General features: G+C 56.7%; 25 protein-coding genes. 17 read left to right on the top strand and 8 right to left on the bottom strand.

What is annotated here, in order from left to right; genetic code table 11:
* Positions 1-169 precede the first annotated feature (169 nt).
* On the top strand, positions 170-910 hold the full coding sequence (gene cysQ / locus IM314_RS08235; protein ID WP_028015281.1) for a 3'(2'),5'-bisphosphate nucleotidase CysQ: 741 nt from the start codon (positions 170-172) through the stop codon (positions 908-910).
* Here the strand turns inward: cysQ and IM314_RS08240 are convergent.
* Positions 904-1,461: a YtfJ family protein gene (locus tag IM314_RS08240; protein WP_028015282.1), complete on the bottom strand. Its 558-nt coding sequence runs from the start codon at positions 1,459-1,461 to the stop codon at positions 904-906. The two genes, cysQ and IM314_RS08240, sit on opposite strands and share 7 nt — an antisense overlap.
* Before the next feature lie 324 nt (positions 1,462-1,785).
* On the opposite strand from IM314_RS08240, the gene IM314_RS08245 reads away from it, so the two are divergent.
* Positions 1,786-1,992 (top strand): DUF1107 domain-containing protein, encoded by a 207-nt coding sequence (locus IM314_RS08245; protein ID WP_008501430.1) that lies wholly within the window; start codon positions 1,786-1,788, stop codon positions 1,990-1,992.
* A 75-nt stretch (positions 1,993-2,067) separates the two neighbouring features.
* Here IM314_RS08245 and IM314_RS08250 read toward each other — a convergent pair whose 3' ends face one another.
* Positions 2,068-3,405 carry a hemolysin family protein gene (locus IM314_RS08250; RefSeq protein WP_028015283.1) on the bottom strand — a complete coding sequence of 446 codons (1,338 nt, stop codon included), beginning with the start codon at positions 3,403-3,405 and terminating at the stop codon, positions 2,068-2,070.
* A 211-nt stretch (positions 3,406-3,616) separates the two neighbouring features.
* The gene (msrA, locus tag IM314_RS08255) at positions 3,617-4,258 is read right to left on the bottom strand and encodes a peptide-methionine (S)-S-oxide reductase MsrA (RefSeq protein ID WP_193358621.1); all 642 of its coding nucleotides are present in this window, start codon (positions 4,256-4,258) and stop codon (positions 3,617-3,619) included.
* A 223-nt stretch (positions 4,259-4,481) separates the two neighbouring features.
* Between msrA and tamA the strand changes: the two genes are divergently transcribed.
* From tamA to IM314_RS08270, 3 genes are read left to right on the top strand one after another with little or no spacing between them, the layout of a single operon-like run.
* Positions 4,482-6,215 (top strand): autotransporter assembly complex protein TamA, encoded by a 1,734-nt coding sequence (tamA, locus tag IM314_RS08260; protein WP_045259622.1) that lies wholly within the window; start codon positions 4,482-4,484, stop codon positions 6,213-6,215.
* A complete protein-coding gene (gene tamB, locus IM314_RS08265; protein WP_045631254.1) occupies positions 6,212-9,988 on the top strand; it encodes an autotransporter assembly complex protein TamB in 3,777 nt (1,258 codons plus the stop codon). The genes tamA and tamB overlap by 4 nt, the downstream gene beginning before the upstream one ends.
* Before the next feature lie 2 nt (positions 9,989-9,990).
* On the top strand, positions 9,991-10,335 hold the full coding sequence (locus IM314_RS08270) for a gamma-glutamylcyclotransferase (protein WP_008501424.1): 345 nt from the start codon (positions 9,991-9,993) through the stop codon (positions 10,333-10,335).
* Between the two features lie 54 nt (positions 10,336-10,389).
* Here the strand turns inward: IM314_RS08270 and ppa are convergent, their stop codons facing one another.
* Positions 10,390-10,920: an inorganic diphosphatase gene (ppa, locus tag IM314_RS08275; protein ID WP_041911466.1), complete on the bottom strand. Its 531-nt coding sequence runs from the start codon at positions 10,918-10,920 to the stop codon at positions 10,390-10,392.
* A gap of 309 nt (positions 10,921-11,229) precedes the next feature.
* Here ppa and ytfQ point away from each other — a divergent pair, with 309 nt between their 5' ends.
* From ytfQ to IM314_RS08300, 5 genes are all read left to right on the top strand, one after another.
* Positions 11,230-12,186: a galactofuranose ABC transporter substrate-binding protein YtfQ gene (gene ytfQ, locus IM314_RS08280; protein ID WP_047364067.1), complete on the top strand. Its 957-nt coding sequence runs from the start codon at positions 11,230-11,232 to the stop codon at positions 12,184-12,186.
* A 65-nt stretch (positions 12,187-12,251) separates the two neighbouring features.
* Positions 12,252-13,754, top strand: coding sequence for a galactofuranose ABC transporter, ATP-binding protein YtfR (ytfR, locus tag IM314_RS08285; RefSeq protein WP_041911465.1), 1,503 nt, complete (start codon positions 12,252-12,254; stop codon positions 13,752-13,754).
* A gap of 10 nt (positions 13,755-13,764) precedes the next feature.
* Positions 13,765-14,790: a galactofuranose ABC transporter, ATP-binding protein YtfT gene (gene ytfT / locus IM314_RS08290; protein WP_162268710.1), complete on the top strand. Its 1,026-nt coding sequence runs from the start codon at positions 13,765-13,767 to the stop codon at positions 14,788-14,790.
* The gene (gene yjfF, locus IM314_RS08295; protein ID WP_041911463.1) at positions 14,777-15,757 is read left to right on the top strand and encodes a galactofuranose ABC transporter, permease protein YjfF; all 981 of its coding nucleotides are present in this window, start codon (positions 14,777-14,779) and stop codon (positions 15,755-15,757) included. The genes ytfT and yjfF overlap by 14 nt, the downstream gene beginning before the upstream one ends.
* 68 nt (positions 15,758-15,825) lie before the next feature.
* Positions 15,826-17,397, top strand: coding sequence for a methyl-accepting chemotaxis protein (locus IM314_RS08300; protein WP_193358620.1), 1,572 nt, complete (start codon positions 15,826-15,828; stop codon positions 17,395-17,397).
* Here the strand turns inward: IM314_RS08300 and IM314_RS08305 are convergent.
* Together IM314_RS08305 and fbp are read right to left on the bottom strand one after the other, a co-directional pair.
* On the bottom strand, positions 17,369-17,725 hold the full coding sequence (locus tag IM314_RS08305) for a LysR family transcriptional regulator (protein WP_041911461.1): 357 nt from the start codon (positions 17,723-17,725) through the stop codon (positions 17,369-17,371). The genes IM314_RS08300 and IM314_RS08305 overlap by 29 nt on opposite strands.
* Before the next feature lie 148 nt (positions 17,726-17,873).
* A complete protein-coding gene (gene fbp / locus IM314_RS08310) occupies positions 17,874-18,872 on the bottom strand; it encodes a class 1 fructose-bisphosphatase (RefSeq protein WP_028015293.1) in 999 nt (332 codons plus the stop codon).
* A gap of 197 nt (positions 18,873-19,069) precedes the next feature.
* Here fbp and mpl point away from each other — a divergent pair, with 197 nt between their 5' ends.
* A complete protein-coding gene (gene mpl / locus IM314_RS08315) occupies positions 19,070-20,443 on the top strand; it encodes a UDP-N-acetylmuramate:L-alanyl-gamma-D-glutamyl-meso-diaminopimelate ligase (protein ID WP_193358619.1) in 1,374 nt (457 codons plus the stop codon).
* Between the two features lie 74 nt (positions 20,444-20,517).
* On the opposite strand, the gene yjgA is transcribed toward mpl, so the two are convergent.
* Positions 20,518-21,069, bottom strand: a complete 552-nt coding sequence (gene yjgA / locus IM314_RS08320) for a ribosome biogenesis factor YjgA (protein ID WP_028015295.1) — start codon at positions 21,067-21,069, stop codon at positions 20,518-20,520.
* 95 nt (positions 21,070-21,164) lie between these two features.
* Between yjgA and pmbA the strand changes: the two genes are divergently transcribed.
* Together pmbA and cybC are read left to right on the top strand one after the other, a co-directional pair.
* The gene (gene pmbA / locus IM314_RS08325) at positions 21,165-22,517 is read left to right on the top strand and encodes a metalloprotease PmbA (protein ID WP_193358618.1); all 1,353 of its coding nucleotides are present in this window, start codon (positions 21,165-21,167) and stop codon (positions 22,515-22,517) included.
* 40 nt (positions 22,518-22,557) lie between these two features.
* Positions 22,558-22,944: a cytochrome b562 gene (gene cybC / locus IM314_RS08330; RefSeq protein WP_028015297.1), complete on the top strand. Its 387-nt coding sequence runs from the start codon at positions 22,558-22,560 to the stop codon at positions 22,942-22,944.
* A 70-nt stretch (positions 22,945-23,014) separates the two neighbouring features.
* Here the strand turns inward: cybC and IM314_RS08335 are convergent, their stop codons facing one another.
* Positions 23,015-23,170, bottom strand: a complete 156-nt coding sequence (locus IM314_RS08335) for a Hok/Gef family protein (RefSeq protein WP_041911460.1) — start codon at positions 23,168-23,170, stop codon at positions 23,015-23,017.
* Between the two features lie 416 nt (positions 23,171-23,586).
* On the opposite strand from IM314_RS08335, the gene IM314_RS08340 reads away from it, so the two are divergent.
* From IM314_RS08340 to IM314_RS08355, 4 genes are read left to right on the top strand one after another with little or no spacing between them, the layout of a single operon-like run.
* A complete protein-coding gene (locus tag IM314_RS08340) occupies positions 23,587-23,925 on the top strand; it encodes a PRD domain-containing protein (RefSeq protein ID WP_026080657.1) in 339 nt (112 codons plus the stop codon).
* A gap of 10 nt (positions 23,926-23,935) precedes the next feature.
* Complete coding sequence (locus IM314_RS08345) at positions 23,936-24,298, top strand: SFCGS family glycine-rich protein (protein WP_023293430.1); 363 nt, start codon at positions 23,936-23,938, stop codon at positions 24,296-24,298.
* A 2-nt stretch (positions 24,299-24,300) separates the two neighbouring features.
* A complete protein-coding gene (locus IM314_RS08350) occupies positions 24,301-24,600 on the top strand; it encodes a DUF4312 family protein (protein WP_008501409.1) in 300 nt (99 codons plus the stop codon).
* Between the two features lie 22 nt (positions 24,601-24,622).
* Positions 24,623-25,399, top strand: coding sequence for a DUF4311 domain-containing protein (locus IM314_RS08355; protein ID WP_023310182.1), 777 nt, complete (start codon positions 24,623-24,625; stop codon positions 25,397-25,399).
* Positions 25,400-25,407: the final 8 nt, after the last annotated feature.

Genomic DNA, 25,407 nt, shown 5'->3' on the forward strand with positions numbered 1-25,407 from the left:
CCGTTCCACAAAAGAGTATGTATCTATCGTTTGTTGCTTACAGAAATGTGAATCCTGACAGAAAAAAGCGACCTGAAACCGGAATTGCTTCACAGATAGCGGAATTGTTCACATTACGATATAACTAAAACAAAGAGTTAACCTCACTGCGTTAACAAAGAGGTGGAAAATGCTAGATAAGATTTGTCAGCTCGCACGGGATGCGGGAGATGCCATCATGCAGGTGTATGACGGTGTTAAACCGATGGAGGTCGTCAGCAAGGCGGACGACTCCCCGGTCACGGCGGCCGATATCGCGGCGCATAAGGTGATCCTGCAAGGTCTGCAGGCCTTAACGCCGGATATCCCCGTTCTGTCTGAAGAAGCGCCGCAAAGCTGGGACGAGCGCCAGCACTGGCAGCGCTACTGGCTGGTCGATCCGCTGGACGGGACAAAAGAGTTCATCAAGCGCAACGGTGAGTTCACCGTCAATATTGCCCTGATTGAGAAGGGTAAAGCGGTGCTCGGCGTGGTCTACGCACCGGTAATGAAGGTGATGTACAGCGCTGCAGAAGGGAAGGCCTGGAAGGAGGAGTGCGGCGTACGCAAGCAGATCCAGGTGCGCGATGCCCGTCCACCGCTGGTGGTGATTAGCCGCTCGCACAGCGACAGCGAGCTGGAGGAATACCTGCAACAGCTGGGTGAACACCAGACCACCTCGATTGGCTCGTCGCTGAAATTCTGCCTGGTGGCGGAAGGTCAGGCGCAGCTGTATCCGCGCTTTGGGCCAACCAACGTCTGGGATACCGCGGCAGGCCATGCCGTTGCCGCGGCCGCCGGGGCGCATGTCCATGACTGGCAGGGCAAGCCGCTGGACTACACCCCGCGCGAATCCTTCCTCAACCCCGGCTTCCGCGTCTCTCTTTACTGAGCCAGCAGTTTGTGCAGCAGGGCGACAACCTGCTGCACCTCTTCCTGGGTCAGCGCCCCGTCTTTCACCCACTGCACGCGGCCGTCCTTATCCAGCACGACAATCGCGGAGCTCTCTTCCTCAAGCTGCCAGGCCTTACGCGTCACGCCGTTGCTGTCGACGATAAACTGCGACCACGGGTAGAGCTTTTTATTGCTCTCAAGGCTTGAGCGCACAAACATCCCGGAGCCAGGAATGGCATCATCGGTGTTCACAATCGTGGTGGTCTGGTAGCGGTCATGAGGGAATTTTGCGGCCTTGATCGCCTCCACCAGGCTGGCATTCTTCTCTTTTGCGGATGTACGACCGGCAATATGTTGTACAACTCTCACTTTGCCCGCGAGCTGCGCGCTATTCCAGGCTTTATAGCTAAACTTATCATTGTCGAGAATCAATTCTCCCCGGTCAGCAATGCCGACTGGCGGTACACGTTGTCCTTTTTCAATGCTGTGAGCGGAAGCCCACAGGGGCAGCAGCAGGCAGGCTGCCGCAAGGATGTTACGTAGGGTCATGGCGTTTCCTTATTGTTTGCAGGTGATCCGACCACTTGGTCATACGCTTTTAATCATAAGTGCGATCAATGTGGTTTTCCCGCAATCCGAGTGCCAGTTTGCGGGTGAACCCACATATCCATGAAAAAACGACGGCTTATACTGCTCTCTATCACGCTTTGCAAAGATTATTCTGAATAATTGTAATCAAACGGTAAATAAACTTATGCACACTGGGTAACACCGTAGTTCTGGTCTATAGTCATTGGGCATCAAAATTTGCGCTCAGGACAGTCGGGCCGATTGTGGCACCGCAAGAGCGTATGATTCGCAGGAGATACAAGAATGAAAATTTTCCAACGCTACAACCCGCTTCAGGTGGCGAAGTACGTGAAGATCCTGTTCCGTGGACGGTTGTACATCAAGGATGTTGGCGCTTTTGAGTTTGATAAGGGCAAGATCCTTGTCCCAAAAGTGAAGGACAAACAGCACCTGTCTGTGATGTCCGAAGTCAACCGTCAGGTTATGCGTCTGCAAACTGAGATGGCTTAACCAACGTGCTATGCAGTAGGTAGTTAAAAAGACGGCTCCCGATGGGAGCCGTTGATGTTTGTGGGGGCAGGAACGTTACGCCGACACCTTCTCTTCCGCGTCCGGCAGCTTCGGCACCAGTACGGTCGGCTTGTTGTCAATACGCGTCACCAGCAGCTGGTCGATGCGATAGTTATCAATATCCACCACCTCAAACTTGTAGCCGGAGAACTTCACCGAGTCGGTGCGTTTCGGGATTTTACGCAGCATAAACATCATAAAGCCGCCGATGGTTTCGTAGTTACCGGACTGCGGGAACTCGTCGATATCCAGCACGCGCATGACGTCTTCAATCGGCGTACCGCCGTCGATCAGCCATGAATTATCGTCACGCTGAACAATCTGCTCTTCCAGTCCCTGGCCAACCAGGTCTCCCATCAGCGTGGTCATCACGTCGTTCAGCGTGATGATACCCACCACCAGCGCGTATTCATTCATGATCACCGCGAAGTCTTCCCCGGCGGTTTTGAAACTTTCCAGCGCTTCGGAGAGCGTCAGGGTGTCCGGCACAATCAGGGTATTGCGGATCTGCACGCCGCTGTTGAGCGCCAGGCTCTGGTTTGCCAGCACGCGGTTCAGCAGGTCTTTGGAGTCGACGTAACCGATGATGTGGTCGATATCTTCATTACAGACCAGGAACTTGGAGTGAGGATGCTGCGCCACTTTGTTCTTCAGGCTCTGCTCATCTTCATGTAAATCGAACCAGATAATGTTTTCACGGCCCGTCATGGAAGAGGGCACAGTACGGGATTCCAGTTCAAATACGTTCTCAATCAACTCGTGTTCCTGCTTACGCAGCACCCCGGCTAGCGCGCCGGCTTCCACCACCGCATAAATGTCGTCAGAGGTGATGTCGTCTTTACGCACCATTGGCAGCTTAAAGATGCGGAAAATCACGTTCGCCAGGCCATTGAAGAACCACACCAGCGGACGAAACACGTACAGACAGAAGCGCATCGGGTTGATGATACGCAAAGCTACAGCTTCTGGCGCAATCATACCGATGCGTTTCGGGGTCAGGTCTGCAAAGAGGATGAACAGGCCGGTTACCAGCGAGAAGGAGAGAATAAAGCTCAGCTGTTCGGCAAGCTCAGCGGACATGTATTTGACAAAGAGGCTATAAAACGCTGGAGAAAAGGCCGCATCGCCCACGATACCGCCGAGAATGGCGACCGCGTTAAGGCCAATCTGCACCACGGTGAAGAACATGCCGGGGTTTTCCTGCATTTTCAGGATGCGGGTGGCATTGATGTTGCCCTCGTCGGCAAGCAGCTTAAGTTTGATTTTGCGGGACGCGGCCAGCGAGATCTCAGATATCGAGAAAAATGCACTGACGGCAATAAGACAAAGTATTACTAAAATACTGTTTAACATAGTTTATCCGGCTTCTCGCCAGATCCTCAGAAGGGGAGTTGATACCATTTGTGTGAAAACACGTAGAACGTCAGCTCGTAGCGTTGAGCCGATTATTTCAGCGGTAGTATAGCGTAAAGAGATGTAAATCTGCCAGAGGTCACATTTTTGGCATAAAACAGACCGGACAGCGTGCGCTGTCCGGTACGGGTGACGTTTTAACGGTTAATAATCAGGCCATCTGTGGCGGCAGGCAGACGCCGATCCCCCCGATGCCGCAGTAGCCGTACGGGTTTTTGTGCAGATACTGCTGATGATCGTCCTCGGCATAGTAGAACGGCTTCGCGGTGGCGATTTCCGTGGTCACCTCGCGCGTATCGCCTGCTTCACGCATGGCCTGCTGGAAACGCTCAAGGCTGGCGCGCGCAGCGGCGTCCTGCTCAGGCGTGAGCGGATAAATGGCCGAGCGATACTGTGTGCCGTGGTCGTTGCCCTGACGCATGCCCTGCGCCGGGTCGTGGTTTTCCCAGAAGACCTGCAGGAGCTGTTCGTAGCTGATGACCGTCGGGTCATATACCACGCGGACCGCTTCCGCATGGCCGGTTTCGCCGGAGCAGACTTCGCGGTAGGTTGGGTTTGGCGTGTAGCCGCCCGTGTAGCCGGCCGCGGTGCTGTAAACGCCGGGCAGCTGCCAAAAGAGGCGCTCAACGCCCCAGAAGCAGCCCATGGCGAACAGGGCGATTTCCATTCCATCAGGAACGTTGGTCATTGAATGGTTATTGACGGCGTGTAAGGTCGCCACAGGCATAGGGGTGTTGCGTCCCGGTAATGCATCAGCTTGTGAAACCAGATGCTTCTTGTCGAATAAACTCACGATGGGGCCTCCCGGGGTGCGATGTTTCGGTTAAGGTTGTCACGAAGCGTTTAATTGAACACAATAAATGCGCTGAATGAGACTAGATTTAATCATAAGAAATATTTGGGTGTTACACCCGTTTTCAACCCACGATTTGGGTTTTTGGCTTCCGGGCCGTATTTTGCCGCACGGCGGCGCTTCATTTGCTTCCAGGGTGGAAAAGGGATATTCAGGAGAAAACGTGACAAAAATCCGCCAGTTATGTTTAGTCAGTGTATTGCTGACAAGCGGGGTTGCCAGCGCGGCGAATGTCCGTTTGCAGGTTGAGGGGTTATCCGGGACGCTGGAAAAAAACGTGCGTGCGCAGCTGTCGACCATCCAGAGCGATGAGGTGACGCCGGACCGGCGTTTTCGCGCGCGCGTGGATGACGCGATCCGTGAAGGGCTAAAAGCGCTGGGGTATTACGAACCCACCATTGATTTCGATCTCCGCCCGCCGCCAAAGAAGGGGCGTCAGGTGCTTATTGCCCGCGTCTCGCCGGGCGAGCCGGTGCTGATTGGCGGCACGAACGTCATCCTGCGCGGCGGCGCGCGTACCGACCGCGACTACCTGGACCTGCTCAGCACGCGGCCGAAAATCGGCACCGTGCTCAACCACGGTGACTACGACCACTTCAAAAAAGAGCTGACGAGCGTCTCTCTGCGCAAGGGCTACTTCGACAGCCAGTTCAATAAAAGCCAGCTGGGCATCGCGCTGGAGCGACGTCAGGCCTTCTGGGATATTGACTACGACAGCGGCGAACGCTACCGCTTTGGCGATGTAACGTTTGAGGGTTCGCAAATTCGTGAAGAGTATCTGCAAAACCTCGTGCCGTTTAAAAAAGGCGATTACTACCAGTCGAGCGATCTGGCGGAGCTGAACCGTCGCCTCTCCGCTACCGGCTGGTTTAACTCCGTGGTTGTCGCACCGGAATTTGATAAGTCTCGCAAAACCAAGGTGTTGCCGCTGCATGGCGTTGTCTCGCCGCGCACCGAGAACACCATTGAGACCGGTGTTGGCTACTCGACAGACGTCGGTCCGCGCGTGAAGACCTCCTGGAAAAAGCCGTGGATGAACTCCTACGGCCACAGTCTGACCACCAGCGCCAGCATTTCCGCACCGGAACAGCAGCTTGATTTCAGCTATAAAATTCCGCTGCTGAAAAACCCGCTTGAGCAATATTACCTGGTGCAGGGCGGCTTTAAGCGTACCGATTTGAACGATACCGAGCAGGACTCGACAACGCTTGCGGTTTCACGCTTCTGGGATCTCTCCAGCGGCTGGCAGCGCGCCATTAACCTGCGCTGGAGCCTTGATCACTTTACCCAGGCAAACGTCACCAACACCACTATGCTGCTTTATCCGGGCGTGATGATCAGCCGTACCCGCTCGCGCGGCGGCCTGATGCCAACCTGGGGTGATTCACAGCGTTACTCTATCGACTACTCCAATACGATGTGGGGCTCTGACGTCGACTTCACGGTGGTGCAGGCGCAAAACGTCTGGATCCGCACGCTGTATGACAAACACCGCTTTGTGATGCGCGGCAATCTCGGCTGGATTGAGACGGGTGATTTCGAGCGCGTTCCGCCGGACCTGCGCTTCTTCGCCGGGGGCGACCGCAGCATTCGCGGGTACAAGTACAAATCGATCTCACCTGAAAACGAAAAAGGCCAGCTGACCGGGGCATCCAAACTGGCGACCGGATCGCTGGAGTATCAGTACAACGTCAGCGGCAAGTGGTGGGGCGCCATGTTTGTTGACGGTGGTGAAGCGGTGAACGATATCCGCCGCAGCGACTTTAAAACTGGTGCAGGCGTGGGCGTACGCTGGCAATCACCCGTCGGGCCCATCAAGCTCGATTTCGCCGTGCCGGTGGGCGACAAAGATGAACACGGATTACAGTTTTACATCGGTCTGGGGCCTGAATTATGAGTTTATGGAAGAAAATAAGCCTCGGGGTGCTGATTTTTATCGTGCTGCTGCTCGGTACGGTGGCGTTTCTGGTGGGAACGACGACCGGGCTGCATCTGCTGTTTAACGCCGCGAACCGTTGGGTGCCGGGGCTGGAAATTGGTCAGGTAACGGGCGGCTGGCGCGACCTGCGTCTGAAGAACATCCGCTACGAGCAGCCGGGCGTGGCGGTCAACGCCGGGGAATTTCATCTCGCGGTGAAGCTGGGCTGCCTGCGGGACAGCAAGCTCTGCGTAAACGATCTGTCGCTAAAAGACGTCAACGTGGCGGTAGACTCAAAGAAAATGCCGAAGTCTGCGCCGGTTGAGGAAGAGGACAGCGGCCCGCTGAATCTCTCCACGCCGTACCCGATTGCGCTCTATCGGGTGGCGCTCGATAACGTCAATATCAAAATCGACGACACCACCGTTTCGGTGATGGATTTCACCTCCGGTCTGCGTTGGCAGGAGAAAAACCTCACCCTGACGCCAACCTCGCTGCAAGGGTTGCTGATTGCGCTGCCGAAAGTGGCGGACGTGGCGCAGGAAGAGATCGTCGAACCGAAGATCCAGAACCCGCAGCCGGAAGAGAAGCCGCTGGGCGAAACGCTGAAAGAACTCTTCTCGAAGCCTGTCCTGCCTGAAATGACCGACGTGCATCTGCCGCTGAACCTCAACATTGAGGAGTTCAAAGGCGAACAGCTGCGCCTGACCGGCGACACCGATCTGACGGTCTTTAACATGCTGCTGAAAGTCAGCAGCATTGACGGCAACATGAAGCTCGACGCGCTGGATATCGACACCAACCAGGGCTCGGTGAACGCGTCAGGCAACGCCCTGCTGCGCGACAGCTGGCCGGTGGATATCACCCTCAATAGCGCCCTGAATATCGACCCGCTGAAGGGCGAAAAAGTGAAGGTTAAAGTGGGCGGGGCGCTGCGCGAGAAGCTGGATATCGGGGTGAATCTCTCCGGCCCGGTAGACATGGCCCTGCGCGCGCAAACCCAGCTGGCGGAAGCCGGGCTGCCGCTCAATCTTGAGGTTGTCAGCAAGCAGCTTTACTGGCCGTTTACCGGCGAAAAACAGTATCAGGCCGACGATCTGAAGCTGAAGCTGAGCGGCAAAATGACCGACTACACGCTCTCGTTCCGCACTGCGGTGAAGGGGCAGGGCGTGCCGCCCGCGACCATCACGCTGGATGCAAAAGGCAACGAACAGCAGGTTAACCTCGACAAGCTGACCGTCGCGGCGCTGGAAGGCAAAACGGAACTGACCGCGCTGCTCGACTGGCAGCAGGCGATCAGCTGGCGCGGCGAGCTGAAGCTGACGGGAATTAACACCGCCAAAGAGGTGCCGGACTGGCCGTCGAAGCTGGACGGGCTGATCAAAACCCGCGGCAGCCTCTACGGCGGCACGTGGCAGATGGACGTGCCGGAAATCAAGCTCACCGGGAACGTGAAGCAGAACAAGGTGAACGTTGAAGGCTCGGTGAAGGGCAACAGCTACCTGCAGTGGATTATCCCGGGACTGCACGTGGCGCTGGGCCGCAACACGGCGGATATCAAAGGCGAGCTGGGGGTAAAAGATCTCAATCTTGACGCCACCATCGACGCGCCGAATCTGGATAACGCCCTGCCGGGTCTGGGCGGTACGGCGAAAGGACTCGTGAAAGTGCGCGGCACCGTGGACGCGCCGCAGCTGCTGGCAGATATCACCGCCAACAATCTGCGCTGGCAGGAGCTGAGCGTTGCCCGCGTCCGCGTGGAAGGGGATGTGAAATCCACCGATCAGATCGGCGGCAACCTGAACCTGCGCGTGGAGCGCATTTCCCAGCCGGACGTGAACATTAGCCTGGTGACTCTGGACGCCAAAGGGAACGAGAAGCAGCACGACCTCCAACTGCGCGTGCAGGGCGAGCCCGTCTCCGGCCAGCTTCACCTGACCGGCAGCTTTGACCGGAAGGAAACGCGCTGGAAAGGAACGCTGGACAACACTCGCTTCAACACCCCGGTGGGGCCGCTGGCGCTCTCGCGCTCCATTGCGCTGGACTACCGCAACGCCGAGCAGAAGATCAGCATCGGGCCTCACTGCTGGACCAACCCGAACGCGGAGCTGTGCGTGCCGCAGACCATTGATGCGGGGGCGGAAGGGCGCGCGCAGATCAACCTGAACCGCTTCGATCTGGCGATGCTGAAACCGTTTATGCCGGACACCACGCAGGCCAGCGGCGTCTTCAGCGGGAAAGCCGATGTCGCCTGGGACACCACCAAAGAGGGGCTTCCACAGGGCAGCGTCACGCTTTCCGGGCGCAACGTGAAGGTGACGCAGGAAGTCAACGACGCGCCGCTGCCGGTGGCCTTCGACACTCTGAACGTGAGTGCAGACCTGCATAACAACCGTGCGGAGCTGGGGTGGCTTATCCGTCTGACCAACAACGGCCAGATGGACGGGCAGATACAGATTACCGATCCGCAGGGGCGGCGCAATCTGGGCGGCAACGTCAATATTCGTAACTTCAACCTGGCGATGGTCAACCCGATCTTCGCCCGCGGGGAAAAAGCCGAGGGCATGGTGAATGCCAACCTGCGCCTGGCGGGCAACGCGCAAAGCCCTCAGCTGTTCGGCCAGCTGCGGCTCAGCGGTGTGGATATCGACGGTAACTTTATGCCGTTCGATATGCAGCCCAGCCAGATTGCGATGAACTTCAACGGCATGAGCTCGACGCTGAACGGCTCGGTATTAACTCAGCAGGGGCAAATCAACCTGAGCGGCGACGCGGACTGGAGCCAGCTCGACAATTGGCGCGCCCGTATTGCCGCGAAAGGCAGTAAGGTGCGCATCACCGTACCGCCAATGGTGCGCCTGGACGTCTCGCCGGACGTGGTCTTTGAGGCGACGCCAAGCCTCTTCACCCTGGATGGTCGCGTGGACGTGCCGTGGGCGCGCATCGTGGTTCACGAGGTGCCGGAAAGCGCGGTCGGCGTCTCCAGTGATGAAGTTATGCTCAATGAAAATCTGAAACCTGTCGAACAGAAGAGCGCTGGCATACCGATTAATAGTAACCTTATCGTGCACGTGGGAAATAACGTGCGGTTGGATGCGTTTGGGCTGAAGGCGAGGCTCACGGGCGACCTGAAAGTGGCGCAGGATAAACAAGGGCTTGGCCTCAATGGGCAGATCAATATTCCTGAAGGGCGTTTCCATGCCTATGGTCAGGATCTGATTGTCCGTAAAGGCGAGCTGCTGTTCTCCGGCCCACCGGATCAACCGCTGTTGAACATCGAAGCGATTCGTAACCCGGAAGCGACGGAAAACGACGTCATTGCTGGCGTACGCGTCACCGGCTCTGCCGACGAACCGAAGGCGGAGATCTTCTCCGACCCGGCGATGTCGCAGCAGGAAGCCCTCTCTTATCTGCTGCGCGGACAAGGTCTGGACAGCGGACAAAGCGACAGTGCGGCGATGACCTCAATGTTGGTCGGTCTGGGGGTTGCACAAAGTGGGCAGGTTGTGGGTAAAATCGGCGAGACGTTCGGCGTAAGCAATCTGGCGCTGGACACCCAGGGCGTGGGTGACTCCTCGCAGGTGGTGGTCAGCGGCTATGTACTGCCGGGTCTGCAGGTAAAATATGGTGTGGGGATCTTTGACTCACTGGCAACACTCACGTTACGCTATCGCCTGATGCCTAAGCTATATCTGGAAGCAGTGTCCGGCGTAGACCAGGCACTTGATCTGCTCTATCAGTTTGAGTTTTAGCAATGCGAATATTTGTCTACGGCAGTTTACGAACCAGGCAAGGCAACAGTCACTGGATGACCAATGCCCAGCTACTGGGGAATTACAATATCGAGAACTACCAGTTGTACAGCCTGGGCCACTATCCAGGCGCGGTTCCCGGCGAAGGAACAGTACAGGGTGAAGTTTATCGTATTGATAATGCTACACTTGCCGAACTTGATGCCTTGCGCACCAGGGGCGGTGAATACGCTCGCCAGTTGATCCAGACACCGTACGGAAGCGCGTGGATGTATGTCTACCAGCGTCCGGTCGACGGGTTAACGCGGATTGTAAGCGGTAACTGGTTAGACAGAGACCAGTACTGAAAAACGACAACGCCACCGTGAGGTGGCGTTGTTTTTTGTGTCTGGCAGTAAGAATTACTTCTTAGCAGCGCGTTCGAAGGAGGCGATGATTTCTGCTTTCGCCGCTTCTGCGTTGTCCCAGCCGTCAACCTTAACCCATTTACCTTTTTCGAGGTCTTTGTAGTGCTCGAAGAAGTGGGCGATCTGCGCTTTCAGCAGCTCTGGCAGGTCATTCACATCTTTAATGTGATCGTACTCTTTGCTCAGCTTGGTGTGCGGTACCGCAACCAGCTTCGCATCTTCACCCGCTTCGTCAGTCATCTTCAGCACGCCAACAGGACGGCAGCGAATGACGGAGCCTGGCTGCAGTGGGTATGGCGTTGGAACCAGCACGTCAACCGGGTCACCGTCCAGAGACAGGGTGTGGTTGATGTAGCCGTAGTTGCACGGATAGAACATGGCGGTAGACATGAAACGGTCAACGAACAGCGCACCGGTGTCTTTGTCGATTTCGTATTTGATTGGATCTGCGTTGGCCGGGATTTCAATAACAACGTAGATGTCTTCTGGCAGTTCTTTACCCGCTGGGACGTTGAGTAAGCTCATGTCGGTGTCCTTTAAAATGGATGGTAAACAAGTGGCAGGTATTATAGCCAACTCACGCTGAATGTCTCCGCCTCTTTTCGCTTTCTCTCCCCGCAAGCCCCACTTTTCAGACCGTTTCCATGGCAGGAAAATCCATAAACTCAGCCGCATTTTTAATGGTGAAATGAAAGCGATTACAAACTTGTGATTAACATTTTATTCACTTTCCTGAAGTGTGATGTAACGCAATTCGTTACATATTTCATTGGCTATAGTCATTTCGCAGAACATCTTTTAACCAACAATAAACACCCCTACGAGGACGCTCATATGTGGAAGCGCTTACTTCTTGTCACAGCAGTTTCGGCAGCCATGTCGTCTATGGCGATGGCCGCCCCTTTAACCGTAGGTTTTTCGCAAGTTGGCTCTGAATCCGGCTGGCGTGCGGCGGAAACCAGCGTTGCGAAAAGCGAGGCTCAGAAACGCGGCATCACCCTGAAAATCGCCGATGGTCAGCAAAAGCAGGAAAACCAGATCAAAGCCGTGCGCTCGTTTATCGCCCAGGGCGTGGATGCCATCTTTATTGCGCCAGTGGTGGCGACCGGCTGGGAACCGGTTCTGAAGGAAGCGAAAGACGCTGAAATTCCGGTCTTCCTGCTCGACCGTTCCATCGATGTTAAAGACAAATCTCTCTATATGACCACCGTCACCGCTAATAACGTGCTTGAAGGGCAGTTAATTGGCGACTGGCTGATTAAACAGGTCGACGGCAAGCCGTGTAACGTCGTTGAACTGCAGGGCACCGTCGGCGCGAGCGTGGCCATCGACCGTAAGAAAGGCTTTGCTGAAGCCATCGCCAAAGCGCCAAACATCAAGATTATCCGCTCCCAGTCCGGCGACTTTACCCGCAGTAAGGGTAAAGAGGTCATGGAGAGCTTTATCAAGGCTGAAAACAACGGCAAGAATATCTGCATGGTTTACGCCCACAACGATGACATGGCGATCGGAGCGATTCAGGCGATTAAAGAAGCGGGCCTGAAGCCGGGCAAAGATATCCTCACCGGCTCTATCGACGGCGTGCCGGACATCTACAAAGCGATGATCGACGGTGAAGCCAATGCCAGCGTCGAGCTGACGCCGAACATGGCGGGCCCGGCATTCGACGCGCTGGAGAAATTCAAGAAAGACGGCACGATGCCTGAGAAGGTGACCGTCACCAAGTCCACGCTCTACCTGCCTGATACAGCGAAAGAAGAGTTAGAGAAGAAGAAAAATATGGGCTACTGATCCAGTGAAATTGCCGGGTGGCGCTGCGCTTACCCGGCCTACGGGAACGTGCCGGGGACGTGAATATGAAAACTGAACAACACCAGGAAATCCTCCGCACAGAGGGCTTGAGTAAATTCTTCCCCGGCGTAAAGGCGCTGGATAGCGTTGATTTCAGCCTGCGGCGTGGTGAAATCATGGCGCTGTTGGGCGAGAACGGCGCGGGAAAATCGACGCTGATTAAATCGCTGACCGGCGTTTATCACGCCGATCGCGGCACCATCTGGCTGGAAGGCAACGCTATTTCGCCAAAAAATACCGCCCACGCCCAGCAGTTGGGGATCGGGACGGTTTACCAGGAAGTGAACCTGCTGCCGAATATGTCGGTGGCAGACAACCTGTTTATTGGCCGCGAGCCACGCCGCTTTGGCCTGCTGCGCCGCAAAGAGATGGAGGCGCGCGCCACGAAGCTGATGGAGTCCTACGGCTTCTCCCTCGACGTCCGCGAGCCGCTGAACCGCTTTTCCGTGGCGATGCAGCAGATCGTCGCCATCTGTCGCGCGATCGATCTCTCTGCGAAGGTGCTGATCCTCGATGAACCCACCGCCAGCCTCGATACCCAGGAAGTGGAGATGCTCTTCACCCTGATGCGCCAGCTGCGCGATCAGGGCGTGAGCCTGATCTTCGTCACGCACTTTCTCGATCAGGTGTATGAGGTGAGCGACCGCATTACGGTGCTGCGCAACGGCAGCTTTGTCGGCTGCCGCGAAACCCGCGAGCTGCCGCAGATCGAGCTGGTGAAAATGATGCTGGGCCGCGAGCTGGAAACCAACGCGCTCCAGCGTGCGGGCCGCACGTTGCTGAGCGAAAAACCGGTTGCCGCGTTCAGCGATTACGGCAAGAAAGGCGTGATATCGCCGTTTAACCTTGAGGTGCGTCCCGGCGAAATTGTCGGGCTGGCGGGCCTGCTGGGCTCGGGCCGAACCGAAACCGCCGAGGTGATCTTCGGGATCAAGCCTGCCGACAGCGGCACCGCGCTGATCAAGGGCAAACCGCAAACCCTGCGATCGCCGCATCAGGCCTCCTGTCTGGGCGTTGGCTTCTGCCCGGAAGACCGGAAAACGGACGGCATCATTGCCGCCGCCTCGGTGCGGGAAAATATCATCCTGGCCCTGCAGGCCCAGCGCGGCTGGCTGCGCCCGATCCCACGTAAAGAGCAAAACGCCATCGCCGAGCGCTTTATCCGCCAGCTCGGCATCCGCACCCCGAGCGCGGAGCAGCCGATTGAATTTCTCTCCGGCGGTAACCAGCAGAAGGTGCTGCTCTCCCGCTGGCTGCTGACCAAACCGCAGTTCCTGATCCTTGACGAGCCGACGCGCGGTATCGACGTGGGCGCGCACGCCGAAATTATCCGGCTTATCGAAACGCTCTGTGCGGACGGGCTGGCCCTGCTGGTTATCTCATCCGAGCTGGAGGAGCTGGTGGGCTATGCCGATCGCGTCATCATCATGCGCGATCGCAAACAGGTGGCAGAGATCCCACTGGATAAACTGTCCGTTCCGGCAATCATGAATGCCATCGCGGCGTAAGGAGTGAATCGTGATGTCCCGTTCGCTTTCGCAAACCGGTGAGTCAAAGCGCCGCTTTAGCTGGCCAACCGGCACGCCGCAAATTGCAGCGCTGCTGGTGGTGCTGCTGGTAGATAGCCTTGTCGCACCGCATTTCTTCCAGATTATTGTTCAGGATGGCCGCCTGTTTGGCAGCCCGATCGATATTTTAAACCGCGCCGCGCCCGTGGCGCTGCTGGCGATTGGGATGACGCTGGTGATCGCCACCGGCGGAATAGATCTCTCCGTCGGCGCGGTGATGGCTATCGCCGGGGCCACGGCAGCCTCCATGACCGTGGCCGGTCACAGCCTGCCGGTGGTACTGCTGGCGGCCTTAGGCACCGGCGTGCTGGCCGGACTATGGAACGGCATTCTGGTGGCGGTGCTGAAAATTCAGCCCTTTGTCGCTACGCTGATCCTGATGGTGGCCGGGCGCGGGGTCGCACAGTTGATCACCTCGGGGCAGATTGTTACCTTCAACTCTCCGAGCCTGGCATGGCTTGGCAGCGGCAACCTTCTGTTCTTCCCGACGCCGGTGATTATTGCCCTGGTCACGCTTATTGTCTTTTGGCTCTTCACCCGCAAAACGGCGCTCGGCATGTTTATTGAGGCGGTGGGGATCAACATTCGCGCCGCGCGCAACGCCGGGGTCAACACCCGCCTGATGGTGATGCTGACCTACGTGCTGAGCGGCGTCTGCGCCGCCATTGCCGGTGTCATCGTCGCCGCCGATATTCGCGGGGCCGATGCCAATAACGCCGGGCTCTGGCTGGAGCTGGATGCGATCCTCGCGGTGGTGATCGGCGGCGGGTCGCTGATGGGCGGGCGCTTTAACCTGCTGCTCTCGGTGATCGGCGCGCTGATCATTCAGGGCATGAACACCGGGATCCTGCTCTCGGGATTCCAGCCGGAACTCAACCAGGTGGTAAAAGCGGTAGTTGTACTCTGCGTGCTGATCGTCCAGTCGCCGCGCTTTGTCAGCATCATTAAGGGGATCCGTGGCCATGATAAAACGTAATTTACCGTTAATGATCACGCTGGGCGTGTTTGTGCTGGGGTATCTCTACTGCCTCACGCAGTTCCCCGGTTTTGCCTCAACGCGCGTGATCTGCAACATTCTGACGGACAACGCCTTTTTAGGCATTATCGCCGTCGGCATGACCTTTGTGATCCTCTCCGGCGGGATCGATCTCTCCGTCGGGTCGGTGATCGCGTTCACGGGGGTATTCCTTGCGAAGGCGATCGGCTTCTGGGGCATCTCGCCGCTGGTGGCGTTTCCGCTGGTGCTGGTGATGGGCTGCGCGTTTGGCGCCTTTATGGGGCTTCTGATCGACGCGCTGAAAATTCCGGCCTTTATCATCACGCTGGCCGGGATGTTTTTCCTGCGCGGCGTAAGTTATCTGGTTTCTGAGGAGTCGATTCCGATTAACCATCCGGTGTATGACACGCTCTCCAGCCTGGCGTGGAAAATTCCCGGCGGCGGGCGTTTAAGTGCGATGGGGCTGCTGATGCTGGGGGTGGTGGTGATTGGTATTTTCCTTGCCCACCGAACCCGGTTTGGCAATCAGGTTTATGCTATTGGCGGCAACGCCACGTCGGCCAACCTGATGGGGATCTCAACCCGCAGCACCACCATCCGCATCTATATGCTTTCGACCGGCCTGGCAACGCTGGCGGGTATTGTCTTCTCAGTTTATACCCAGGCGGGCTATGCCCTTGCAGGCGTCGGCGTCGAGCTGGATGCGATTGCCTCGGTGGTTATCGGCGGCACGCTGCTCAGCGGCGGGGTAGGGACGGTGCTGGGGACGCTGTTCGGTGTCGCGATCCAGGGGCTGATACAAACCTATATCAACTTTGACGGCACGCTCAGTTCGTGGTGGACGAAGATCGCCATCGGCATTCTGCTGTTTATTTTTATTGCCCTGCAACGCGGTCTGACGGTGCTTTGGGAGAATCGTCAGAGTTCGCCTGTAACACGTGTATAAATATTCTCCGGTAGCGGCCGATAATCTTCTTTTATGCCCAGAAATATCTCGCTACCGGAAATAATATCATGCTTAAAACGCTATCGATTCGTACCGGCTTGCTCTCTTTACTGGCCGTTATGACCCTTCTGCTGCTGATTGTCAGCGGCATCGGCATTTATGCCCTCACACAGAGTTCTTCCTCACTGCAGCGCATTAATCACCTTCAGGGTGAGCAGATGGTGCAGCTGAATACCGGCTATACGCTGATCCTGCGCGCGCGCAATGAGGCGGGTCAGGCCGTCCGCATGATGGAAATCGGCATGCTGGACGATGCGGCCAAAGCGGTAAAAAACATCAATCAGGAAGTCGCCCTGGCCCTGAAAACGTTAAAAGGCGTGATTGACGGCGGCGTGGCTGACGAACAGGGGCAGCAGCTCCTCGACAAAGTCGCGGCCAGCCTGGCGACATATAACCAGCAGGGGATCGGCCCGATGCTGAAAACCCTGAATGACCAGAGCGCAGACAGCTATTACGATCTGCTGGAGAACACGCTGATTCCGGTGGCGAAGCAGTTCGATAACGACATGCAGGCGTTTCAGAAATGGAGCGAAGCGCGAGGTCAGGCGGAAGTGCGTGCCGTACAGGCGAGTAAAACCCGCGTGCTGATCCTGATTATTGTCGCCGCGCTGCTGACGGCGGGCATTATCGCGCTCGCCTGGCTGGCGCTGCGCCATATGCTGCTCAAGCCGCTGTCGGCCTCCATTGCTCAGCTGGAGAACGTGGCAGCGGGCGATTTAACCCACATGCTGAATGCCCCGGCGAGCCAGGAGTTTAACCGCCTCAACGCGGCGATAGAGGAGATGCGTCAGTCGCTGATGAGCTCGGTTCTGCGGGTTCGCGATGCCAGCTCGCAAATTGATACCGGCAGCCGCGAGCTGACGGCGGGGAACCGGGATCTTGCCGAGCGCACCGAATCCACCGCCACGTCGCTGGAGCAGACCGCCGCCAGCATGGAGCAGATCACCGCCACGGTGAAGCTTAACGCCGACAACGCCGAGCAGGCGCACCAGCTGGCGAAGTCTGTTTCCGACACCGCCGATCACGGCAGCGAAATGGTCTGCTACGTGATTGAAAAAATGCGCGATATCTCCGGCAGTTCGGCGCGCATCGCCGACATCCTGAGCGTGATTGACGGTATTGCCTTCCAGACCAACATTCTGGCGCTTAACGCCTCCGTGGAAGCGGCGCGCGCGGGCGAGCAGGGGCGCGGGTTTGCCGTGGTCGCGGGTGAAGTCCGCAACCTTGCCAGCCGCAGCGCCGACGCGGCGAAAGAGATCCGCTCTCTGATCGGCGATTCGCAGGCCCACGTTAACGAGGGTAGCGAGCTGGCCCAGCAGGCGGGTGAAACGATGGATGAGATTGCCACCGAAGTGCTGCGCATGACCAAACTGATGCGCGAAATTGCCACCGCGTCTCAGGAGCAGAGCCGCGGCATCGAGCAGGTGAATATTGCGGTGAACCAGATGGATGAAACCGCGCAGCAGAATGCGGCGCTGGTGCAGCAATCCTCCGCCGCGACCCGCTCCCTTGAGGAGCAGTCGCGTCAGCTGATGGAAGCCATGTCATCATTTAAAGTGACGGCTCAGACTGCGGCATAATATTTCCCAGCCCCGGTGCGTTCTGTGCCGGGGCTTTATTTCTCGCGGAATTTACCGCCGCAATATTATCGTGAATATCACCCATTAATAATTCCAGCGAGTTGGTTAACGCTAACGCTTTTTCAGTCGGCTCGAGATATAAACCTTTGCGAAAAAATAACGGCTCATCAAACAGTTGATTAAAACGCTTCAACGCCAGGCTCACCGCAGGACGGGACATCTCCAGGCGCAAAGAGGCTTTTGCCATACTGCCGCAGCGGACGACTTCAATAAATACAGGGATAAGATTTAAATCAATGCCGGTATTAGCCCGGGAATAATTTTTCATTGCAATTCTGCTCCAGGAAATAAATGTCAAACTGTTATGGAAATAATGCAGGAGCAGGGGTGAAGATTAAAGCGTGATTTTTATAAACACTTATACGGTAAAATATATAAATGTGTTGGGGAGCCAGACTGGCTCCCCGGGAGAGATATTACGCGTCCGGGTACTCACGGATAAAACGTTCAACGTCTTCAACCATATGGTTGTTGCCAACGAAGAACGAACGACGCTGGTGAAGGCTTTCCGGCACGATGTCCAGAATACGCTGTTTACCGTCGCTCGCCTTGCCGCCAGCCTGTTCGGCCAGGAACGCCATCGGGTTGCATTCGTACAGCAGGCGCAGCTTCCCGTCCGGGTGGCTGGCGGTGCTTGGGTAAAGGTAGATACCGCCCTTCAGCAGGTTACGGTGGAAATCCGCGACCAGAGAGCCAATGTAGCGGGACGTGTAAGGGCGCTGGGTCGCTTTATCTTCTTCCTGGCAGAATTTGATGTACTTCTTCACGCCGTTCGGGAACTTGATGTAGTTGCCTTCGTTGATGGAGTAAGTGCTGCCTTTCTCCGGGAAGCGCATACGTTCCTGGCACAGGCAGAAGACGCCCAGCGACGGATCGTAGGTAAAGGCGTGAACCCCGCATCCGGTGGTGTAGACCAGCATGGTGGACGAGCCATAAACGACGTAACCGGCCGCAACCTGGTTACTGCCCGGCTGCAGGAAATCTTCTTCGGTTACCGGCGTACCAACAGGCGTGACGCGGCGGTAGATGGAGAAAATGGTACCGACAGAAACGTTAACGTCGATGTTGGAGGAGCCGTCGAGCGGATCCATCAGTACGACGTATTTCGCGTGTTCACACCCTTCGAAAACAACAATTTCATCTTCTTCTTCGGAGGCGATACCCGCAACGATGTCGCGCGCGCGCAGTGCAGCTTTCAGTTTTTCATTTGCGAACAGATCGAGTTTCTGCTGAACCTCGCCCTGAACGTTCTCGGCACCGCTGGCACCCAGGATATCGACCAGACCGGCCTTGTTGATATCACGGTGGATGATCTTAGCGCCCAGCTTTATTGCCGACAGCAAAGCAGTGAGTTCACCCGTAGCATGAGAGAACTCGTGCTGCTTTTCGACAATAAATTCACCTAACGTTTTCATAACACTTTCCCTGCATCTTTGTGAGTAGAGCGATTGTATGTTCACTAAAACGACTAATGCCCAACAATCTTAACAAATATTCAAATAGTAGCGCAGAGGTGAATCGCGCCAGCAACATACGGATTTACCTGAAATGCGTTTCACAGCCGCTAACATGTGAGTAAAATGTGCGCCACATTAAAGAAGGATAGTGACGTATGCGCATTCATATATTGGGGATTTGTGGCACTTTCATGGGCGGACTGGCAATGCTGGCGCGCTCGCTGGGCCATGAAGTGACAGGTTCGGACGCCAATGTGTATCCGCCGATGAGCACGCTTCTGGAAAAACAGGGCATCTCTTTAATTCAGGGCTACGATGCCAGCCAGCTGGATCCCGAGCCGGATCTGGTCATCATTGGCAACGCCATGACCCGCGGTAACCCGTGCGTTGAAGCGGTGCTGGAACGCAATATTCCGTTCATGTCCGGCCCGCAGTGGCTGCATGACTTCGTGCTGCGCGACCGCTGGGTGATTGCCGTAGCCGGTACCCACGGCAAAACCACCACCGCCGGTATGGCGACCTGGATCCTCGAAGCCTGCGGCTACAAGCCGGGCTTCGTGATCGGCGGCGTGCCGGGTAACTTCGACGTCTCTGCGCGTCTCGGCGACAGCCCGTTCTTTGTGATTGAGGCGGATGAATACGACTGCGCATTCTTCGACAAGCGTTCCAAATTCGTGCACTACTGCCCGCGCACGCTGATCCTCAACAACCTTGAGTTTGACCACGCGGATATCTTTGACGACCTGAAAGCCATTCAGAAACAGTTCCACCACCTGGTGCGCATTGTTCCGGGCCAGGGCCGCATTATCCTGCCGGAGAACGACATCAACCTGAAGCAGACCATGGCGATGGGCTGCTGGAGCGAGCAGGAGCTGGTGGGCGAGCAGGGCCACTGGCAGGCGAAAAAACTCAACGCGGATGCCTCCGAGTGGGAAGTACTGCTCGACGGTGAGAAAGTGGGCGAGGTGAAGTGGGGCCTGGTGGGCGAGCACAACATGCACAACGGCCTGATGGCGATCGCCGCGGCGCGCCACGTGGGCGTACTGCCTGCGGATGCGGCCAATGCGCTGGGGACGTTTATCAACGCCCGCCGCCGCCTGGAGCTGCGCGGCGAAGCGAACGGCGTGACGGTGTATGACGATTTCGCGCACCACCCAACGGCCATTCTGGCGACGCTTGCCGCCCTGCGTGGCAAGGTTGGCGGCACCGCGCGCATTCTGGCGGTGCTGGAACCGCGCTCGAACACCATGAAGATGGGCATCTGCAAAGACGATCTCGCGCCGTCGTTAGGACGTGCCGATGAGGTCTTCCTGCTGCAGCCGCAGCATATTCCGTGGCAGGTGGCTGAAGTGGCCGACGCCTGCATTCAGCCTGCGCACTGGAGCGCGGACGTGGATGTCTTAGCGGATATGGTGGTGAAAGCCGCACAGCCTGGCGACCACATTCTGGTGATGAGCAACGGCGGGTTCGGTGGGATCCATCAGAAGCTGCTGGACGGTCTGGCGAAGAAAGCCGCGGCCGCAGAGTAAAAAAAAGCCCGGTGGCGCTAGCGCTTCCCGGGCTTACATTATCTCTTCTCCCTCTTCCCTTTGGGGTGAGGGGCTTACTCTGCGTTCTCAGACAGCTCGCGCAGATACTGGAAAATCAGACGCGCGGATTTCGGCGGCTTATTCCCCTCTTTCTCTTTCTTCGCGTTGCGGATCAAAGAACGCAGCTGCTGGCGGTCGGCATCCGGCCACAGGTTCAGCACTTCCGGTACCGCATCATCACCCTGTTCAATCAGACGATCGCGGATCTGCTCCAGCTTATGGAACAGCGCAACCTGCTGGTTGTGGCGGTTTTTCAGCTTGTCCAGCGCCTGACGGATCGGATCCACGTCGCGCTGACGCAGCATTTTACCGATAAGCTGAAGCTGGCGACGACGGCCTTCTTTCTTGATTTTCTGTGCCAGTTCAATGGCATCACGCAGATCCTGGTCGAGCGGGATCTTATCCAGCGCGTTTTTACCCAGTTCTACCATTTCTGCGCCAAGCTGTTTTAACTCTTCGGCGTCACGTTTAATTTCACTTTTACTGACCCAGATGATCTCATCATCTTCGTCTTCGATGTCATCACCGGGAACGTCGTCGAGCCAGTCTTCGGGCTGCTTAGTCATGTCAGGCTCCTTAAAAAAAGAGGCTAATGTTACCAGTTAAGACGCGCACTGAAAAACGGTTCTCTGTTAGACTTCACTTAACTCTCTCTTACAGTATGGCATTTGCGATGAAAGTAACCTCACAAGTTGAAGCGCAGCGTAAGATTCTGGAAGAAGCCGTCTCCACCGCGCTGACGCTCGCTTCAGGTAAATCAGATGGCGCCGAAGTGGCGGTCAGCAAAACCACCGGCATTAGCGTGAGCACCCGCTATGGCGAAGTGGAGAATGTAGAATTTAACAGCGATGGCGCGCTTGGGATCACGGTGTATCACCAGAACCGCAAAGGCAGCGCGTCGTCCACCGATCTCAGCCCGGATGCCATCGCCCGCACGGTGCAGGCGGCGCTGGATATCGCCCGTTACACCTCTCCGGATCCTTACGCAGGCGTGGCGGATAAAGATCTGCTGGCGTTTGACGCGCCGGATCTCGATCTGTTCCACCCGGCTGAAGTCACTCCGGATGAAGCGATTGAGCTGGCCGCGCGCGCCGAGCAGGCGTCTTTGCAGGCTGACAAGCGCATCACGAATACCGAAGGCGGCAGCTTCAACAGCCACTACGGCATCAAATTTTTCGGCAACAGCCACGGCATGCTGCAGGGCTACTGCTCCACCCGTCACTCGCTTTCAAGCTGCGTGATTGCCGAAGAGAACGGCGACATGGAGCGTGACTACGCCTACACCATTGGCCGCGCGCTGGAGGATTTGCAGTCTCCTGAGTGGGTGGGCAAAGAGTGTGCCGAACGCACGCTGTCTCGCCTGTCGCCGCGTAAGCTCTCCACCATGAAGGCCCCAGTCATTTTTGCTAATGAAGTGGCGACCGGCCTGTTTGGTCATCTGGTGGGCGCTATCGCGGGCGGCTCGGTGTACCGTAAATCGACCTTCCTGCTCGACTCGCTGGGCAAGCAGATCCTGCCGGAGTGGCTGACTATCGAGGAACATCCGCACCTGCTGAAAGGGCTGGCCTCCACGCCATTCGACAGCGAAGGCGTGCGCACGGAACGCCGCGATATCGTTAAAGACGGCATTCTGACCCAGTGGCTGCTGACCAACTACTCCGCGCGCAAGCTGGGGCTGAAAAGCACCGGGCACGCGGGCGGGATCCACAACTGGCGCATTGCCGGGCAGGGCCTGAACTTCGAGCAGATGCTGAAAGAGATGGGCACCGGTCTGGTGGTCACCGAGCTGATGGGCCAGGGCGTAAGCGGCATCACCGGTGACTATTCTCGCGGTGCGGCAGGCTTCTGGGTCGAAAACGGCGAAATTCAGTATCCGGTGAGCGAAATTACCATCGCCGGTAACCTGAAGGACATGTGGCGCAATATCGTTACGGTCGGTAACGATATTGAAACACGTAGCAATATACAGTGTGGTTCTGTATTACTGCCGGAAATGAAAATCGCCGGCCAGTAATACCCGACAAGCGTTTCAATAATAAAAAAGGAAGTGAGCAATGCGTAAACACCTGTTAGCGATCGTCGCGGCTTCAACGCTGGTTCTTGGCTCTTCTGCGTTTGCTGCCGATCTCGAAGACAACATGGACATCCTCAGTCAAAACCTGAAGGTAGTGCAGAAAACGGACAATGCGGCGGAAATGAAAGGCGCACTGACCAAAATGCGTGAAGCGGCGCTGGACGCGCAAAAAGCGACGCCGCCAAAGCTGGAAAGCAAAGCGGCAGACAGCGCAGAGATGAAAGACTATCGCCACGGCTTTGACGTGCTGGTCGGTCAGATCGACGGCGCGCTGAAGCTGGCTAACGAAGGCAAAGTGAAGGAAGCCCAGGCGGCGGCCGACCAGTTTGTGGCGACGCGCAATACGTATCACAAGAAATATCGTTAATTGGGTGCCTGAGCTGTACGTCCTTCCTCCGTATGCGGAGGCGCACTAAGCGCCCCCGCATCCTTGCTCCCTACTGGCCGGAGCGACAATCCATCCGCGCTGTCACTTCAAGCGAGCCGTTTCGAAAACGGATCTCGCACAGTGTTTTCCTCGTCACCAGCGTTAAGATGATTATTGTCAAAGCAACAATCATCGAAACCCGGATAATTGGGGATTGGCGTTTCATGGATGCCTCCTTGCTTTAAAGCGGGCGAGGTAGCGAACTCCACGGTCCGACGTGTCGTTTCGAGCCCCCGCCCTGATTTTCTATCAGGCGGGGCTTTCCACTTTCCGTCCCATGCCTGAGACGGTCAGTCTCAAGCACCCGCAGCCACTCTAGCGAATCCCCATAAGAAAACCTTATCCACGTCACATTTCTACGAGCCTGCTCGTAAACTTTTCCACTCCGCTTACCTGTTTAGTGCCGCTTAATAGCGTGACATTCATCACGTAAATGCGGCCGTTAATCCAGATTCACCATATTTATGTGGCACAGATCACTGCTGCGGCTCGCCTTTCCACTTCGAAGTGGAAAACAACTCGCTACAAACCCTTCACGCCCAACGTTAGTTTTATTCCAGAGCCATTAACGGGGTAAGACGAGTGATTAACGGAGCGGTAATGAACGACGTTGGGGAACAGGCGGTGCAAACAGAACAGCTCGCGAACACCATGCTGCAGCAGGTTTATGCCCTGCTGGCCCGGCACAACATCATCCCCAATGCGGTACAGGAGCAGATGCTCACCTCCCACGTTCGCGCAATGGCGCACCGGTCCGTGACCGGCGAGCCGCTGCCGGAGGTTGAAGCAGAGCTGTTCGACGAAATTTCACCAGATTCAATGCAGCTTGCCCGTGAAGTGGTGGCGCAGTTTGGCAACCTTCCTGATGAAGAGGCCTGGCTGCTCTCCGTTCACTTTGAAGTCGCGAAAGACAACCTTTAAGGAGCAACACATGGAACAGATTACAGTCGTGATTGGCGATCGCCTGGGTAAAGGTCAGAAAGTGGCTGCGGGTGTGGAAAAAGCAGGTGGACGCGCAGTGGTTGTGCCGGGCATGGCGGCGGACATGAAGCTCGGCGACGTAATGAAAGCGGAAAACGCCACCTTCGGCATCTCCTTCTGCGGCAGCGGCGGCGCGGGGGCCATCACCGCCCAAACCAAATATGGCTACAAGGCCAAATACGGCATGCGTTCCGTGGAAGAGGGCGTGACCGCCATCAACGAAGGCTGCAACGTGCTGGGCTTTGGCTTTATGGATAAAGAAGAGCTGGGCGAGCGTCTGGTGCAGGCGTGGCAGAAGAAATACGGCGCATAAGCATGAAAGAACAGTTCACAACCACGGTGAGAGTGAAGGGGAAGGGCGACGCCAAAGCGCGCGCCTTTGCCGACGCGCTCAACCACGTTCAGGCCGCGGTGATGAAAGCCTCACCGCATATCTTACTGCGTATTGAGCCACAGGATGTGCAGGTTGTTCAGGCGCAAGAAGCGGTGCGTAAAGAAGCGTTTCTGTTCTTCTTTTTGCGCCGGGAAAGACGCACCTACAGCGTGGAGCTGGATGTGACCGTCAACGTGACCGCCATCAATCTTGACCGAGTGGATTTCGTCACGCAACGCTGATTATTCATAAAAGGGCAGACTGATGTTCTTAATTATATTAATAAAATCGCTCATCATTGGCGGCCTGGTTGGCGTCGGTGTCGGAGCCGGGGCTGCACGCATGTTTCATGCGCCTACCACTCAGGGTATGGGCGCGTTTCGTACGTTGGGGGAACTGAACTCCTGTGAAGGGGATCCGGCGTCCCACTTCTCCTTTGGGTTAGGTTTCTTCTTTAACGCCTGGGCCTCTTCCGTGGCTGCAGGTGCCTTCACACAGGACGTTGACCACCGCATCATCCCGAACTGGGGTGCTGCTGCACTGATGATCAAAAACCGTAACGTCGGCGAAACGCTGCACGATCCCCGCAAAATGGCGATTGCCTGCGGCGTGATTGGCATGCTCGTCGTCACCTTCCTGAACCTGACCGCCTCCTCCGTGCCGGCAGCGCTGCAGGTTACCGCCGTGAAGGTGCTGGTGCCTGCCGCGAACCTGCTGGTTAACACCGTGATGCCGGTGATCTTCTGGCTGGCGGCCATCGACGCGGGTAAAAAATCGGGCTTCTGGGCCACCATCTTCGGCGGCGCGGCGCAGCTGATCATGGGGAACGCCGTACCGGGTCTGGTTCTCGGCATCCTGATCGGTAAAGGCGTTGAGGAGAGCGGCTGGAACCACGTCACCAAAGTGATGATGGCGGCGATCGTGCTGCTGTTCGTGTTGAGCGGCTTCTTCCGCGGCTTCGACATGAAGATGATCGAATCCTTCCATCTGACCGTGCCGAACTGGCTCGACATGATCCACAACTCGCTCAGCGGTAAATAACAGGAGCC

The sequence above is a fragment of the Enterobacter cloacae complex sp. P42RS genome, from assembly GCF_014930595.1.
Classification (GTDB): domain Bacteria; phylum Pseudomonadota; class Gammaproteobacteria; order Enterobacterales; family Enterobacteriaceae; genus Enterobacter; species Enterobacter bugandensis.

Excerpts from the sequence above, each read along its gene's own strand:
- IM314_RS08350 (WP_008501409.1), top strand. The coding sequence starts at position 24,301 with ATGAAAGAACAGTTCACAACCACGGTGAGAGTGAAGGGGAAGGGCGAC.
- IM314_RS08240 (WP_028015282.1), bottom strand. The coding sequence starts at position 1,461 with ATGACCCTACGTAACATCCTTGCGGCAGCCTGCCTGCTGCTGCCCCTG.
- IM314_RS08250 (WP_028015283.1), bottom strand. The coding sequence starts at position 3,405 with ATGTTAAACAGTATTTTAGTAATACTTTGTCTTATTGCCGTCAGTGCA.
- yjgA (WP_028015295.1), bottom strand. The coding sequence starts at position 21,069 with ATGACTAAGCAGCCCGAAGACTGGCTCGACGACGTTCCCGGTGATGAC.
- ppa (WP_041911466.1), bottom strand. The coding sequence starts at position 10,920 with ATGAGCTTACTCAACGTCCCAGCGGGTAAAGAACTGCCAGAAGACATC.
- fbp (WP_028015293.1), bottom strand. The coding sequence starts at position 18,872 with ATGAAAACGTTAGGTGAATTTATTGTCGAAAAGCAGCACGAGTTCTCT.
- IM314_RS08270 (WP_008501424.1), top strand. The coding sequence starts at position 9,991 with ATGCGAATATTTGTCTACGGCAGTTTACGAACCAGGCAAGGCAACAGT.
- cybC (WP_028015297.1), top strand. The coding sequence starts at position 22,558 with ATGCGTAAACACCTGTTAGCGATCGTCGCGGCTTCAACGCTGGTTCTT.
- tamB (WP_045631254.1), top strand. The coding sequence starts at position 6,212 with ATGAGTTTATGGAAGAAAATAAGCCTCGGGGTGCTGATTTTTATCGTG.
- IM314_RS08305 (WP_041911461.1), bottom strand. The coding sequence starts at position 17,725 with ATGAAAAATTATTCCCGGGCTAATACCGGCATTGATTTAAATCTTATC.
- IM314_RS08335 (WP_041911460.1), bottom strand. The coding sequence starts at position 23,170 with ATGAAACGCCAATCCCCAATTATCCGGGTTTCGATGATTGTTGCTTTG.
- IM314_RS08300 (WP_193358620.1), top strand. The coding sequence starts at position 15,826 with ATGCTTAAAACGCTATCGATTCGTACCGGCTTGCTCTCTTTACTGGCC.
- IM314_RS08345 (WP_023293430.1), top strand. The coding sequence starts at position 23,936 with ATGGAACAGATTACAGTCGTGATTGGCGATCGCCTGGGTAAAGGTCAG.
- IM314_RS08355 (WP_023310182.1), top strand. The coding sequence starts at position 24,623 with ATGTTCTTAATTATATTAATAAAATCGCTCATCATTGGCGGCCTGGTT.
- mpl (WP_193358619.1), top strand. The coding sequence starts at position 19,070 with ATGCGCATTCATATATTGGGGATTTGTGGCACTTTCATGGGCGGACTG.
- cysQ (WP_028015281.1), top strand. The coding sequence starts at position 170 with ATGCTAGATAAGATTTGTCAGCTCGCACGGGATGCGGGAGATGCCATC.
- yjfF (WP_041911463.1), top strand. The coding sequence starts at position 14,777 with ATGATAAAACGTAATTTACCGTTAATGATCACGCTGGGCGTGTTTGTG.
- ytfQ (WP_047364067.1), top strand. The coding sequence starts at position 11,230 with ATGTGGAAGCGCTTACTTCTTGTCACAGCAGTTTCGGCAGCCATGTCG.
- pmbA (WP_193358618.1), top strand. The coding sequence starts at position 21,165 with ATGGCATTTGCGATGAAAGTAACCTCACAAGTTGAAGCGCAGCGTAAG.
- IM314_RS08245 (WP_008501430.1), top strand. The coding sequence starts at position 1,786 with ATGAAAATTTTCCAACGCTACAACCCGCTTCAGGTGGCGAAGTACGTG.
- ytfR (WP_041911465.1), top strand. The coding sequence starts at position 12,252 with ATGAAAACTGAACAACACCAGGAAATCCTCCGCACAGAGGGCTTGAGT.